The sequence below is a fragment of the Mitsuokella multacida DSM 20544 genome (assembly GCF_000155955.1).
In the GTDB taxonomy this organism is placed as follows: domain Bacteria; phylum Bacillota; class Negativicutes; order Selenomonadales; family Selenomonadaceae; genus Mitsuokella; species Mitsuokella multacida.
Genome location: NZ_GG697141.2, coordinates 1,213,414 through 1,226,262, shown reverse-complemented (window position 1 = coordinate 1,226,262; position 12,849 = coordinate 1,213,414). Strand labels below are relative to the sequence as shown.

The 12,849-nt window shown below is 60.1% G+C and carries 14 protein-coding genes and 1 tRNA gene; 2 read left to right on the top strand and 13 right to left on the bottom strand.

Going from position 1 to position 12,849, the window contains the following annotated elements; all coding sequences use genetic code 11:
- Nucleotides 1-6 precede the first annotated feature (6 nt).
- The 12 genes from MITSMUL_RS05685 to MITSMUL_RS05630 form a co-directional block, all read right to left on the bottom strand.
- Nucleotides 7-942 (bottom strand): cation diffusion facilitator family transporter, encoded by a 936-nt coding sequence (locus MITSMUL_RS05685; RefSeq protein ID WP_005840807.1) that lies wholly within the window; start codon nt 940-942, stop codon nt 7-9.
- 289 nt (nt 943-1,231) lie between these two features.
- Entirely contained in the window at nt 1,232-1,645 is a 414-nt protein-coding gene (locus tag MITSMUL_RS05680) for a hypothetical protein (RefSeq protein WP_005840804.1), read from the bottom strand.
- A 103-nt stretch (nt 1,646-1,748) separates the two neighbouring features.
- The gene (gene hypE, locus MITSMUL_RS05675; protein ID WP_005840802.1) at nt 1,749-2,756 is read right to left on the bottom strand and encodes a hydrogenase expression/formation protein HypE; all 1,008 of its coding nucleotides are present in this window, start codon (nt 2,754-2,756) and stop codon (nt 1,749-1,751) included.
- Nucleotides 2,746-3,849, bottom strand: a complete 1,104-nt coding sequence (gene hypD, locus MITSMUL_RS05670; RefSeq protein ID WP_084778570.1) for a hydrogenase formation protein HypD — start codon at nt 3,847-3,849, stop codon at nt 2,746-2,748. The genes hypE and hypD overlap by 11 nt, the downstream gene beginning before the upstream one ends.
- A gap of 14 nt (nt 3,850-3,863) precedes the next feature.
- The gene (locus MITSMUL_RS05665) at nt 3,864-4,127 is read right to left on the bottom strand and encodes a HypC/HybG/HupF family hydrogenase formation chaperone (RefSeq protein WP_005840799.1); all 264 of its coding nucleotides are present in this window, start codon (nt 4,125-4,127) and stop codon (nt 3,864-3,866) included.
- 35 nt (nt 4,128-4,162) lie between these two features.
- Complete coding sequence (locus MITSMUL_RS05660) at nt 4,163-4,771, bottom strand: HyaD/HybD family hydrogenase maturation endopeptidase (protein WP_005840797.1); 609 nt, start codon at nt 4,769-4,771, stop codon at nt 4,163-4,165.
- Entirely contained in the window at nt 4,768-5,436 is a 669-nt protein-coding gene (gene hypB / locus MITSMUL_RS05655) for a hydrogenase nickel incorporation protein HypB (RefSeq protein WP_005840795.1), read from the bottom strand. The genes MITSMUL_RS05660 and hypB overlap by 4 nt, the downstream gene beginning before the upstream one ends.
- Nucleotides 5,437-5,778, bottom strand: coding sequence for a hydrogenase maturation nickel metallochaperone HypA (gene hypA, locus MITSMUL_RS05650; RefSeq protein WP_040635583.1), 342 nt, complete (start codon nt 5,776-5,778; stop codon nt 5,437-5,439). It lies immediately after the preceding gene.
- An 81-nt stretch (nt 5,779-5,859) separates the two neighbouring features.
- Nucleotides 5,860-6,102, bottom strand: a complete 243-nt coding sequence (locus MITSMUL_RS05645) for a heavy-metal-associated domain-containing protein (RefSeq protein ID WP_005840792.1) — start codon at nt 6,100-6,102, stop codon at nt 5,860-5,862.
- Between the two features lie 18 nt (nt 6,103-6,120).
- Nucleotides 6,121-6,834, bottom strand: a complete 714-nt coding sequence (cybH, locus tag MITSMUL_RS05640) for a Ni/Fe-hydrogenase, b-type cytochrome subunit (protein WP_005840790.1) — start codon at nt 6,832-6,834, stop codon at nt 6,121-6,123.
- 35 nt (nt 6,835-6,869) lie between these two features.
- Entirely contained in the window at nt 6,870-8,783 is a 1,914-nt protein-coding gene (locus MITSMUL_RS05635) for a nickel-dependent hydrogenase large subunit (RefSeq protein ID WP_005840788.1), read from the bottom strand.
- A complete protein-coding gene (locus MITSMUL_RS05630) occupies nt 8,780-9,877 on the bottom strand; it encodes a hydrogenase small subunit (RefSeq protein ID WP_040635581.1) in 1,098 nt (365 codons plus the stop codon). The genes MITSMUL_RS05635 and MITSMUL_RS05630 overlap by 4 nt, the downstream gene beginning before the upstream one ends.
- A gap of 407 nt (nt 9,878-10,284) precedes the next feature.
- Between MITSMUL_RS05630 and MITSMUL_RS05625 the strand changes: the two genes are divergently transcribed.
- Nucleotides 10,285-10,360, top strand: a tRNA-Ala gene (locus MITSMUL_RS05625).
- 145 nt (nt 10,361-10,505) lie between these two features.
- On the top strand, nt 10,506-10,856 hold the full coding sequence (locus MITSMUL_RS05620) for a hypothetical protein (RefSeq protein WP_040635933.1): 351 nt from the start codon (nt 10,506-10,508) through the stop codon (nt 10,854-10,856).
- Nucleotides 10,857-11,235: 379 nt separating this feature from the next.
- Here MITSMUL_RS05620 and MITSMUL_RS05615 read toward each other — a convergent pair whose 3' ends face one another.
- On the bottom strand, nt 11,236-12,744 hold the full coding sequence (locus tag MITSMUL_RS05615; protein ID WP_005840782.1) for a phosphohexomutase domain-containing protein: 1,509 nt from the start codon (nt 12,742-12,744) through the stop codon (nt 11,236-11,238).
- Nucleotides 12,745-12,849: the final 105 nt, after the last annotated feature.

Below are 12,849 nucleotides of genomic sequence, written 5' to 3'. Positions count from 1 at the left end.
AAGCCTTCAGGCTTTTTGCGGGCCACCGTCCGCCTGCGATTCCTCATAGAGGCTGACCTTCGTCTCGACATCGTGGTAGCCGGCCGGCTCTGGATGGATCATGATGTCGAACGTGCCAAACTCCTTGCGGATGAGCTGCTCGAGCTCGTCGCAGATCGCGTGGACCTGCGAGAGGTGCATCGTGCCGTCGAACAGCACGTGCACATCCAAGAGCTTGTACGAGCCCGAGCGGCGCGTTCTCAGGCAGTGGCAGCCCTTGACCTCCGGCACGCTCTCGATGATCTTGCGGATGCGCATCTCCTCTTCCTCTGGCAGGCTCGCGTCCGTCAGCTGCATCGTCGACTCGACGATCATGCGCCAGCCGGCGCGGAAGATGATGCCGGCGACGAAGATGGCGATGACCGGGTCGAGCCAAGCCCAGCCCGTGACCTGCATGAGCACGAGGCCGGTGAGGACACCGACCGACGTCCAGATGTCGGCGCGCAGGTGGAGGCCGTCGGCCTCGAGTGCCTGCGAGCCCGTCTTCTTCGCCACGACGATCAGGCGGTGCGAGACGAAGAAGTTGATGATGATGGAGAAGACCATGATCGCGATGCCGTAGCTCAGCGTCTCCGGCACGGCCGATTCGTGGAACTTGTCCACGGCCTCGTAGACGATGCCGAGCGCAGCCGCCACGATCAAGACGGCTTCGACAGCCGCCGAGAGGTTCTCGTACTTGCCGTGGCCGTAGTCGTGCTCCATGTCAGGCGGCGTCACCGACTTGCGCACGGCCCAGAAGGCGATGAGTGCAGCGATGAGGTCGACGCCCGAGTGGAGCGCCTCCGAGATCAGGCTGACCGCGCCGACGTAGATGCCGACGATGAGCTTGAGGACGACGAGCGTCGTATTCGAGATAATGGACAAATATGCTGTCCGCTGCTTCAGCGCAGCGTTTTTTGACATAGGAATGCCCCCTAAAAAATGTTCAAGGATTTGCGGCGAAAAGGCTGGACAAAGCCGTCCTGCCTCGCTATAATGAGTTTGTCGAGAGATCGACATACTCAAAAGCACTTATATTTCATATTGGATCTTGCTTTTTGGACGCAGCTGCGTCCTCTTTTTTTGTCTCTTTTCCCTGCCCCTGCGCTATGGCGCAAACAAGAATCCTTTGCAGGACCTCCAACTTGCAGAAAGAGCCTGCCCCATGGGGGCAGGCTCTTGTCATTTCATTGTCATTCCCGGTCATCCTCGGTCATTCGGTGCTCGAAGACTTTGCCGTCATGATGAACTGGACGATCTCATTCATCGGGGAAGTCACGAGGTATGGCCTCGGCGGTTCCGCCTGGTCACTCGACTGCAGCACGTCCTTCGTGTCGTAGCGCTGCACTTCCGAGGCAAAGATCTGGTACATCCGCTTGTCCGGGTCGAACTGCATCAGGTAGATGTAGCGGCGGTTGAGATCAGCCCGTATGACGGCGACGCGCGCCGTCCAGAGCGTCTTCTGCACGTCGTTCTCCACGACCTGGTCCGACGAGATCGAATCCGTATCCACATAATATCCAGTCGAGCCATTCGCATCGACAAACTGCATGTTCTCGGCATAAGCGCGGCTCATGAACACCATCAGGCAGACTGCCAGCAGGCAGCCGATCTTCCGGATTCCCATCCCGTCATCGTCCTTTCCTCGTTCCCATTCCTGTAAGCTCCTTGCAAACAGGATTCACTATCTCTACTATTATAGAAAAATCCCTTTGCAACGTCAAGCGCTGTCAGCAGATGCGCGGCACGAGATTGCCGAGCGGCATGTCGACGATGCGGATGCCGCCGATGGCCGTGCGCAGGCCGACCTGCCCCGGCGCCTCAGCCGTGACCTCGCCGATCAGGCAGGCGTCCTTGCCGTACGGGTTCTCGCGCATGACGGCGAGCACCTTGTCGGCTTCTTCAGCCGGCACGAAGGCGATGCACTTGCCCTCGTTGGCGAGGTAGAGCGGGTCGAAGCCCAGGATGTCGCAGACGCCGCGGACTTCCTCGCGGATGGGCAGGGCGTCCTCATCAATGAGGACGCCGCAGTGCGAGGCCTCCGCAATCTCGTTGAGGACGGCCGCCACGCCGCCGCGCGTCGGGTCGCGCAGCACGGCGATGTCCGGCGCTGCCTCGAGCATGGCGCGCGTCAGTGAATTCAGAGGCGCACAGTCCGTCTTGATGGTGTCCGGTAGCTCGAGCCCGTGGCGTCCGGCGAGCACCGTCGCCGCGTGGTCGCCGATGAAGCCGGAGAGCAGGACCTTCATGCCAGGCGTCACGTGGTGCGGCGAGATGGAAGTGCCCGGGATGATGTCGCCGATGCCGGCCGTGTTGATGAAGATGCCGTCGGCCTTGCCGCGCTCGACGACCTTCGTGTCGCCCGTGACAATGGCGATGCCGGCCTCATCGGCCATCTCGCGCATCGTGTGCGCGATCTTGCGCAGGTCCTCGATGAGGAAGCCCTCCTCAAGGATCATGCCGACCGAGATGTAGCGCGGTACAGCGCCCGTCATCGAGAGGTCGTTGACCGTGCCGCAGACGGCCAGCTTGCCGATATTGCCGCCGTTGAAGAACAGCGGCTGCACGACGTACGAGTCCGTCGTGAAGGCGACGCGGCCGCTCATCGTCACGGATGCGCCGTCGTGCAGTTCATTGAGGTACGGGTTCGCGAACTCCGGCAGGATGACCTCCTGCATGAGCTGCTGGCTCATCTTGCCACCGGCGCCGTGCGCCATCGTAATGCGTTCATCTGCCATATGAAAATCTCCCCTGACCGTATTTATACCAAGCCGCGCAGACGCCTTCGACCGAGACCATGCAGGGGCCGACGGCGTGCGTCGGCACGCAGGCCTTGCCGAAGAGCGGGCACTCCTTCGGCGTCACGATGCCGCGCAGCACCTCGCCGCAACGGCAGCCCGGCTTGTTCTTGCCCATCGGCACGTCGAGCGGCAGCAGCCGCTCGATGTCATAAGCCGCGAACGAGTCGCGCATGCGCAGGCCCGACATCGGGATGATGCCGATGCCACGCCAGGCCGCATCGGCCGGCTCGTAGACGAGGTCCGTCGCGCGCTGGGCGGCAGGGCTGCCGCCCTCGTGCACGACGCTGCCGTACTCGTTCTCGATGCGCGCCTCGCCCTTCGTCACCTGCTGCATCAGGCGGTAGAGCGAGCGCAGGATCTGCAGCGGCTCAAAGCCCGTGACGACGCCCGGCATGTGATACTCTTCCGTGAGGAATGAGAAGACATCCGTGCCCGTGATGACGGAGACGTGTCCCGGCAGGATGAAGCCGTCGACGCGCACTTCCGGGTCATTGAGCAGTGCCCGCAGAGCGGGCGGCACGAGCTTCTGGGCCGACAGCATGTAGAGGTTCTCGATGCCCTGCTGCTTGGCCGCGAGGACCGTCGCAGCAGCCGTCGGAGCCGTCGTCTCAAAGCCGACCGCGAGGAAGATGACCTTCTTGTCGGGGTTATCCTTTGCCACCTGGATGCTGTCGAGCGGCGAGTAGACGATGCGGATATCCGCCCCCTCTGCCTTCGCCTCCATGAGGCTCGACTTCGAGCCCGGCACCTTGAGCATGTCGCCGAACGTCGTGATGATGGTATCCTCGCGCAGGGCGTAGGTGATGGCCTTATCCATGTAGTCGTCCGGCGTCACACAGACGGGGCAGCCCGGCCCCGAGACGAGCTCGACGTTCTCCGGCAGCATCTGGCGCAGGCCCGCGCGGAAGATGGCCACCGTATGGGTGCCGCAGACCTCCATGAAGCGCAGCTTGCGGCCGGCCGTCTCGGCCATGCGGCCGATCTCCGCCACGAGGCGCTTGGCGAGCTCGCGCTCTTCCTGTTTCGTCATACCTGTCATATCCGTCATACCTGCATACCACCCGCTTCTTCCGGGATGTCCGTGACCGTGCGCGGCGCGCCGTTCATCTCGGCGAGCAGCGCATTCGTCTCGGCGACTTCCTCTTCCGTGACCTTCTGGATGGCAAAGCCGGCATGCACGAGCACGTAGTCGCCGACCTGCGTCTCCGGCAGCAGCATCAGGCTGATATCGCGCGTCACGCCCGAGATATCGACCTTGCCCACTGCATCATGGATTTCCTTTACCTTAGCAGGAACTGCCAAACACATAGCTATACCTCCGTGTCATTCCATCTCATCTAGTTTTATTTCATCTCTTCGCGGACACATTCCTCGGCGACGACGCCGTAGTCGAGCGAACGTTCCTCTGCTTTTTCCTTGACTTCAATGCCCCATTCCTTGAGGACATCGATGGCCTCCTGCGCGACGAGTGGCAGGAGCGCTTTCATCTCGGGGCTGAGCTCCACGCCGGCCTCGAGGTCGTACGGCTGCGCGCCGAGCACGACGACTTCCGGGATCTTGCGGCCCGTGACCGTCAAGAGCGCGAGGACATCCTGGATGCCGACCTCGTGCGCGCTGAGCTTATCCTGGAAATGCGTCATGATATCGTCATTGTGGAAGTGGAAGCGCGTGCCCGGCTCCTGCCCGCCGTTGATGGAGTCGATGACGAGCAGTTTCTTCGTGCCCGTCACGTATTGCGTGAGCTCGATGCCGAGCGTGCCGCCATCGACGACCTGCACCGACTCGGGGAAATCGTAATGCGCATCGAGGTATTCCGCGGCGCGCACGCCGAAGCCCTCGTCGCGCAGGATGACGTTGCCGACGCCGAGAATCGTCACGTCTGCCGGATGGAGCACATCGTCCATGCGAGGGTCTACCGCGCTGTCATTGCCGAATACGTCTGCCATGCTCATTCCCCTTTCTTCTGTTTTGCCGCGACGCGGCTGAGCAGCCACTCACACCACTCGTCGAGGCCCTGGTCCTTCGTGCACGAGACCTCGATGACATCCATGCCCGGATGCAGCGTCGTGATGTCTTCTTTGGCCGCCGCCATGTCGAAGTTGCAGTACGGCAGCAGGTCCGCCTTGTTCAAGAGCGCAATGGCCGACTCCTTGAAGATCAGCGGGTACTTCATCGGCTTGTCGTCGCCCTCCGTGATGGAGAGCACGACGCCCTTGTCGTCCTCACCGACGGCGAACTCCGCCGGGCAGACGAGGTTGCCGACATTCTCGACGACGAGCAGGTCGAGACCATCGAGGTCGAGCTTCTGCGCGACCTTCTGGACCATCGGCGCATCGAGATGGCAGCCGCCGGCCGTGTTGATCTGGATGACCGGCACGCCGTGCTTCTCGATGCGGTCTGCATCCTTGCTCGTGAAGAGGTCACCCTCGATGACAGCCATCTTGAGCTTGTCCTTGAGCTTCTCCATCGTCTTTTCGAGCACCGACGTCTTGCCGGCTCCCGGCGAGCCCATGAGATTGATGACGTAGACATTCTTCTCCGCGAACAGCGCCTGATTCTCAGCCGCCACGCGGTCATTCTCTCCCAGGATATTCTTCATGACCTGTATCTCAGCCATTTAATCCACCTCCAGATATTCAACTTGCATCTCGCGTCCCGATATCGTCTTGAGGACGCCGTCCTTGCACTCCGGGCACCAGAAATCGTAGTGCTCGATGTGGAATTCCTTCCCGCACTTCGTGCAGCGGCCGACGAGCGGCACGTGCTTGACCTTGATCTTCGCGCCTTCCGCGATCGTCCCCTTGGCAATCATGTCGAATGAGAACGTCAGGGAGTCGACGACGACGCCCGACATCTCGCCGATCAGCAGCCCGATCTCGCGGATGCACGTCGCATCGTTCTTCTTTGCGTAGTCGAGGGCAATGTCGAGCACGCCCTCGGCAATCGCCATTTCATGCATGGGATTCCCTCCACAGAAAAACGCCTTCCCCGCCATCTTACCTGACAGCCGGGAAGGCGTTCCATCAAATTACCGGTTCAATCACAGTGCGGCTTCGAGGTTACGAGCCTGCAGGACACCGAGGATGTCCATGAGTTTCGTCTTGGCAGGGCTGTAATCCACCGTCGTCTCACCGTCGTGCGCGTGGATGTGGACGAAGAGCACGCCCGGCAGGCCGAGCAGCGCCTTCTCTACTTCCTTCGCACTCTCTTCTGTATAGCCTTTGACTGTGAACTGGAGACGCGTATTGCCGTTCGTCTCGCCGCAGCCACATTCTTTACACATGAGTCTAAGTCTCCTTTGTCAATCCTTCTTCTTGGGCTTCGGGCCCTCTTCATTGATCTCCGGAGCATCGAGCGGTACATGCTCGAGGAACTTCACGCCGGAGAACATCGAGGATGCCTCGCCCTCGGCTTCCATGAGGTCTGCGCGCAGGACCATGTAGACATGGCCGATGGCGAAGACGATGATGAGCCAAGCGACGATGTGGTGCACCCAATGCGTGACCATCTCACCGCCGAGCACGACATTGACCCAGCCAAAGAGCATGCCGCCGATGTTGTTCGGCTCCGTCATGTAGTACATCGCAAAGCCCGTGAGGATCTCGATGAGGACCATCACGTAGAGGCCGACGTACGACGTGCGTGCCAGCGGATTGCGCAGGTACGGGTCGTGGCCCGGCTTCAGCAGCATGTAGTGCAGGGCGACGTCAATCGTATCGCGGTAGAAGTGGCCCTTCCAGACGCGCGGGAAGAGTCGGTCACCCGGATAGCGGATGTAGCCGTAGATGCGCAGGATGAAGGCTGCGCAGAACGTGAAGGCCGCGATGAAGTGGATATTCCTTACCCAGTCCATGGACATGGAAGTGTACGTCGGCTCAATGCCCATCACAGTCACCGGCTTCGTGATCAGGAGGCCGGTGATGAACAGCGTGACGATCGACAGCACCATGATCCAATGGAAGATCCGCAGAAACGGACTGAACAGGTAGTAGACTTTCCGTTTTTCTTCTTTCATTCTACTATTCCTTTCCTTTCCACCAGAACCCTGGCTCACTTCTCAACGTGCGTGCCAGAGTACGGGTCCGTCGTGATGACATTGATCTTCTCGCCCTTCGCATTGAACATGTGCGTAGCGCAGGCCATGCACGGGTCGAAGGAGCGGACGACCTTGACGATCTCGAGCGGCTTGTCTGCGATCTTGACCTGCGTGTCCATCATGGCCTTCTCGTAAGCGCCATGGCCGGCTTCGTCGTCGCGCGGGCATGCATTCCAGGTCGTCGGGACGACAGCCTGATAGTTGTCCGTCTTGCCGTCCTTGATGACGATGTAGTGCGAGAGCGCGCCGCGTGGAGCCTCGTAGAGGCCGACGCCCTTGGCCGTCTTCGGCCACGTCGACGGATCCCATTTCTCCATGTTGGCCGTCTTCGTGTCGCCCGACTTGATGTTGGCGATGAGCTTGTCAAAGAAGAACTTGTTGATCTCTGCGTTGAGCTGGCAGTCGAGGCCGCGGGCAGCCGTGCGGCCGACCATCGTCGGCAGCCAGACTTCCGGTGCAAGATTGAGGACCTTCGATACCGCGTCGATCTGGTCGAGCATCATCTTCTCAGCCCAGGTCGGCTCGCCGAGCATGCCCTTCTTGGCCTTCGTGTAGATGATGATGTAGCGTGCGAGAGGACCGACCTCGCAGAGCTTGCCGCGCCATTTCGGCGTCTTGAGCCAGGAGTACTTGCCCTGCTCGTTGAGCGCCTTCCAGTCCGTCGGCGTGCCTTCCTTCGGTGCCGTGAACTTCGGTGCCGTCACGCCGTCCCACGGATTGAGGTCGTGATCGCTGTTTGCGGGGTACTCATACCACGAGTGCTCGACGCCTTCCGTGAAGACTTCCGGCTGTGTGATATCTTCTGCATCGATCTCGTAGACCTTTGCCGCATCGATGCCCTTGCCGAAGTCCTCGACAACGCCGTTCGTGCGGATCAGCAGGTTCTTGAAGAAGTCGCCGTTCGACGTGCCGGAGAACGGCTCAATCGGATAGGAGCCGTAGCCGAGCACGCGCTCCTTGGCGAGACCGCCGCCGTCGACGCGGCCAGCCTTGACGTAGGCGGCGCCGATTGCGAGGACATCGGGGATGTAGAAGTTGTTGACGAGCGTGCGGCCGAGGTTGATCGCGCGGTCAACGATGCCGAGGCGGGCCGTGTTGACCGGCGCATTGCCATCCTCCAGCGAGATGGAGCACGGCATGCCGCCGACGCAGTAATGCGGATGCGGGTTCTTGCCGCCGAAGATGACCTGCGGCGTGACGAGATCGCGGTGCTTGTCGAGCATCTCGAGGTAATGTGCGATGGCCATGAGATGGACCTCAGGCGGCAGCAGCTTGTAATCCGGATGATCCCACCAGTTGGCCGAGAAGATGCCGAGCTGGCCGCTCTCGACGATGGCCTGGACCTTGCCCTTGATCTCTGCGAAGTACTGCGGCGTAGCAGCCGGGAATGCGTGGTCGTACGCTTCCGTCACCGACGTGCCCGGTGCGCTGAACGGCAGCTTGTAGGCGTTGAGTGCAGCGACCTGCAGGTTGGCCGTCGCGACAGGGTCAGCGGCGAGTGCCTCGACCGGGCTGACCCAGTCGAGTGCATGCAGGTGGTAGAAGTGGACGATGTGGTCCTGGACCGTCAGCGTCGCTGCCATGATGTTGCGGATGTAGTTGGCGTTCTTCGGGATCTTGATGCCGAGGGCATCCTCGACAGCGCGAAGGGAACCCAGAGCGTGTGCGCTCGTGCAGACGCCGCAGATGCGCTGGATGTAAGCCCAGGCGTCGCGCGGGTCGCGGTCCTTCATGACGAGCTCGAGGCCGCGCCATGCCGTACCGGACGAGATGGCGTCCGTGACCTTGCCCGAACCTTCATCGACCTGCACCTCAACGCGCAGATGGCCTTCAATTCTTGTGATTGGATCTACTACTACGTGTTTCATTTATTCACCTGCTCCCCGTTCTCTTCTTCCTTAGCGGCATCGCGTTTCTTCTTCTGTACGACACTGGCAACGCCATGTGCGGCGACACCGACAGCCGTGACACCGGCGATGGCTGCGCCGATCTTATCGACGTCGCCGATCGGCTGGCCGAACTTCGGCAGGCGCTCGCTCATCTTGCCCTCATCCCAGAAATGCGCATTCGAGCAGCCGATGCACGGTGCACCAGACTGAATCGGGTAGCTCATGCCCTGGAACCAGCGCAGGTTGCCGCAGGAGTTGTAGGTCTCCGGTCCGCGGCAGCCGAGCTTGTAGAGGCACCAGCCAGCCTTCGAACCCTCATCATCGTAGCTCTCGGCGAACATGCCGGCATCGAAGAACGGACGGCGATAGCACGTATCGTGGATGCGGTTGCCGTAGAACTGCTTCGGACGGCCCTGGCCATCGAGCGGCGGCACTGTGCCAAAGAGAGCGACGTGCATGATGACGCCCGTCATGACCTCTGGAATCGGCGGGCAACCCGGAACGTTGACGACCGGCGTCTTGCCCGTGAAGTTCGTGATGCCCGAGGACCCCGTCGGGTTCGGGTTGGCAGCCTGGATGCCGCCCGAGACGGCGCAAGTGCCGTAAGCGATGACAGCAGCAGCATTCTCTGCAGCGCGCTGCAGCGTATGCGTGAACGGATGACCGCCGCTCATGCAGTAGACGCCGTTGTCCTTCGTGCAGGCAGCGCCTTCGACGGCCAGGATGTACTGGCCCTTGTACTTCTGGATTGTCTCCTCGAGATGTGCCTCGAACGGCTCGCCGCTGGCAGCGGAAAGCAGATGATCGTATTCGAGCGCAACCTGGCTCAGGATGACGTCCGAAGCGTACGGAGAACCGGAACGGATGAAGGACTCATCGCAGCCCGTGCATTCGTGTCCGTGAATCCAGATGACGACTGGAAGCGGCTTCTTCTCGGCAGCCTCGACGACTTTGCTGAGCTTATCCGTGCTCAGTCCCATCAGAGACGTCAGTGCAACGCAGCCCTTGACAAAGCTGCGGCGGCTCATGCCTTTTCTGAGATATACATCCCACATACTCTCCCGTTTGTCCACTTTGTTACCTCCTCATGTAATCCTTGCGGATCCTGTGCGACTCCCCTGGCAACGGCGGCTCGTTTCCATTGCAGGCAGAAGGCAGACGCGTTATTGTGGCTTCTCATTTTATTATACGCTGAATGGCGTAAAATATCTATATCTATTCCCCCATCGATTCATTATAAATTCCGTTGATGGTTATCTAGAATAGTCCAGATGAATCAATAGATAAACAGGGATTATCCAATAGAAACTCGCTGGGGCGACTACGTTCTTGTTCGTCAGACGGGCAGTGTTTTCCTGCTCAACAGACCGGCTCCGTGCTATTCTTTCATTCCTTTTTTGCATTATATCAATATGTATTTTGAATCGTTTTAAAAAGACTTGAAATGCAGGACAAAACGCGCTATACTGTAACTTGTCTTGGGGACGTAGCTCAGCTGGGAGAGCGTTCGGTTCGCATCCGAGAGGTCGAGGGTTCAATCCCCTTCGTCTCCACCAAGCAGAATATCGAGCAGGCATGGCCTGCTTTTTTTATGTCCATTTTAAGATTTCTTTTGTAACTATTGACTTTACAATAATGGCGTGCTATCCTTGACATGTAAGATTTCCACGAAATCAGGCAATATCAGAAAGGATGGTCATCATGACGAAAGAAGAAGTATTGCAGCACGTACAGGGTGTCATCGACGCGCCGAGCGCCTATGCTGGCCTCAAGGACGTCGCCAAGGATTACCTCGCTTCTGTCGGCAAGGCGGATGAGAATGCCAAGGCCGAGAAGCTCATCGCCGCACTGAACGAGTGCGTCGAGAGCATCGACGATGTCCTGCCGTTCTTCGCCTCCGACAAGGCCAAGGAGCTCTTCGGCGAGGAGCAGGCAGCCGCCATGCTCAAGAAGGGCCAGGAGGTCAAAGCCGCCGGCGGCGACACCTGCTTCTGCCCGGCCTGCACCAACGGCAAATTCGTGCTCGACCATCGGGATCTGCTACTGGGATGAGTTAAGGGAAACGTGCAACGAGGGCAAGTGTGTTTACATCTCAGAAGGAGCGGGGGCATGTATTTCGGCTTCGTCGCTCCGTTGAATGCAGCCCCAGATCATCTGTGCTTTCAAGATGCTTCGCCGCCTGCCGCGGCGCTTTGACATCGATACATCAAGGAACTAGCGGAGTGGGACGCAGCCCTGCGGGCGGTCACTTCGCTCCTGCAGGCGAAATACATGCCCCCGCTCTCAGGTACGCTTCGGAGATGAGCCGCACGAGAGACCGCCTCTTGGCCCCCGCCCCTTTGCCTACCGTTCCTACACTGTCCCGAACTTCATACGAAAAAAGCTGCTGCACCATCGGATGCAGCAGCTTTTTTATGCTGATATGACGTTGTCAGTCCTTGAAGACGCTCATGTCGAGGCTCGTGAAGCCCTTGAGGAATTCCTGGACTTTCGCGGCGATCTCGGCGACGCCGCCCTTCTTGCGGCTCTCGATGTTGAGCGGCATCTGCGGGTCGTGCAGGCTCATGCGCAGCAATGCCCAGCCATCGGGGAAGACGAGGCGAACGCCCTCGTACGACGGCTTGGCCGCGCGGATGCCGGCCTCGGCAGCGCGCTCTTCGAAGACTTTGAGGACGTTCGCACCGTAGCTGCGGAAGTCGTCCTCGCCCATGATCTTCATGCGGTATTCGCGGCTCTCGACTGGTTCGCCGAGCTTCTTGACGAGGTCTGCGAGGTGACGGCCCTGTGCCTTTGCCTTGGCGGCGGCAATCAGCAGCTTGACGGCCAGATAAGCGCCGTCATCGAGGTAGTAGTTCTCCGAGAGGGCGCCGTGGCCGCTCGTCTCGATGGCCAGCGGCGAGACGGTGCCTTCTTTGTTGAGGCGGATGCACTCATCGATGACGTTCTTGTAGCCGCGCTTGAAGCGCAGGTGGCGCAGGCCGAGCTCGCCCTGCAGGAATTCGGTGAGCTCGTCGCTCGTGACCGAGTCCGTGACGATCGTGCTGCCCGGATAATCCGGCGCGAGGATGGCGGCCATCATGGCAATCAGGGCATTGCGGCTGATCTCCTTGCCGTTCTTGAGGACGGCGCTCATGCGGTCGACATCCGTGTCGAAGATCAGGCCGAGGTCGGCATGGCTGTCGAGCACGGCCTTGCGGATGGCGGCCATGGCCTGCTTGTTCTCCGGGTTCGGGATGTGGTTCGGGAAGTGGCCGTCCGGCTCGAGGAAGATGCTGCCCGACGTGTCGGCACCGAGGCGGCCGAGCACCTGCGTCGCAAAGAAGCCGCCCGCACCATTGCCGGCGTCGACGACGACGTGCATGCCGCGGAGCGGCGTGTCGCCCATGTTGAGCGCTGCGCGGATCTTCTTGCGCAGATGATGGCAGTAGCGGTCGATGAGGTTGTACTTCTGGACCTTCGCGAGGTCGCCCTTGACCTCCGGGCTGCGGGCTGCTGCCTCGAGGATGGCGATGATGTCCTCATGCTCGACGCCGCCGTCCTTCGTGAAGAACTTGAGGCCGTTGCGGTTGAACGGCAGATGGCTGGCCGTGATCATGATAGAGCCGTCCATCTTCGTCTCGGGGAGGACGATGGACATGAACATCGACGGCGTGGACGCAAGGCCGCAGTCGACCGTCACAGCGCCGGCATACGTCAGCGCTTCGAGCACTGCTTCCTTGAGCATCGGCGCCGAGAGGCGCGAGTCGTGGCCGACCGCGATGCGCAGGTCCTTGACCTTCTTGCCCGTCTTCTGCGAAAGGAAGTCGAGGAAACCGCTCGTGATGCGGTTGGCCGCCTCGGCATTGAGCGTCACCGGCTCGTCCGCCACGCCCTCAATCGAGACGCCGCGCACATCACTGCCATTGGCGAGTTTGAGCAGATTCTTTTCCGATATCGGCATATGATTACCCCCCTGCAAGACTCATTCTTGCTGTTTTCATGATATTGCTACTTCTTCTATTCCATAACTGCACCACAAAATCCTGCCTGTAGTGCACAACAAAAA

What these genes read in the sequence shown, in the direction of transcription:
- cybH (WP_005840790.1), bottom strand. Translation starts at nt 6,834, where the DNA reads ATGAAAGAAGAAAAACGGAAAGTCTACTACCTGTTCAGTCCGTTTCTG.
- MITSMUL_RS05665 (WP_005840799.1), bottom strand. Translation starts at nt 4,127, where the DNA reads ATGTGTTTGGCAGTTCCTGCTAAGGTAAAGGAAATCCATGATGCAGTG.
- hypD (WP_084778570.1), bottom strand. Translation starts at nt 3,849, where the DNA reads ATGACGAAACAGGAAGAGCGCGAGCTCGCCAAGCGCCTCGTGGCGGAG.
- MITSMUL_RS05635 (WP_005840788.1), bottom strand. Translation starts at nt 8,783, where the DNA reads ATGAAACACGTAGTAGTAGATCCAATCACAAGAATTGAAGGCCATCTG.
- MITSMUL_RS05680 (WP_005840804.1), bottom strand. Translation starts at nt 1,645, where the DNA reads ATGGGAATCCGGAAGATCGGCTGCCTGCTGGCAGTCTGCCTGATGGTG.
- MITSMUL_RS05685 (WP_005840807.1), bottom strand. Translation starts at nt 942, where the DNA reads ATGTCAAAAAACGCTGCGCTGAAGCAGCGGACAGCATATTTGTCCATT.
- MITSMUL_RS05645 (WP_005840792.1), bottom strand. Translation starts at nt 6,102, where the DNA reads ATGTGTAAAGAATGTGGCTGCGGCGAGACGAACGGCAATACGCGTCTC.
- MITSMUL_RS05660 (WP_005840797.1), bottom strand. Translation starts at nt 4,771, where the DNA reads ATGAGCATGGCAGACGTATTCGGCAATGACAGCGCGGTAGACCCTCGC.
- hypB (WP_005840795.1), bottom strand. Translation starts at nt 5,436, where the DNA reads ATGGCTGAGATACAGGTCATGAAGAATATCCTGGGAGAGAATGACCGC.
- hypA (WP_040635583.1), bottom strand. Translation starts at nt 5,778, where the DNA reads ATGCATGAAATGGCGATTGCCGAGGGCGTGCTCGACATTGCCCTCGAC.
- hypE (WP_005840802.1), bottom strand. Translation starts at nt 2,756, where the DNA reads ATGGCAGATGAACGCATTACGATGGCGCACGGCGCCGGTGGCAAGATG.
- MITSMUL_RS05615 (WP_005840782.1), bottom strand. Translation starts at nt 12,744, where the DNA reads ATGCCGATATCGGAAAAGAATCTGCTCAAACTCGCCAATGGCAGTGAT.
- MITSMUL_RS05620 (WP_040635933.1), top strand. Translation starts at nt 10,506, where the DNA reads ATGACGAAAGAAGAAGTATTGCAGCACGTACAGGGTGTCATCGACGCG.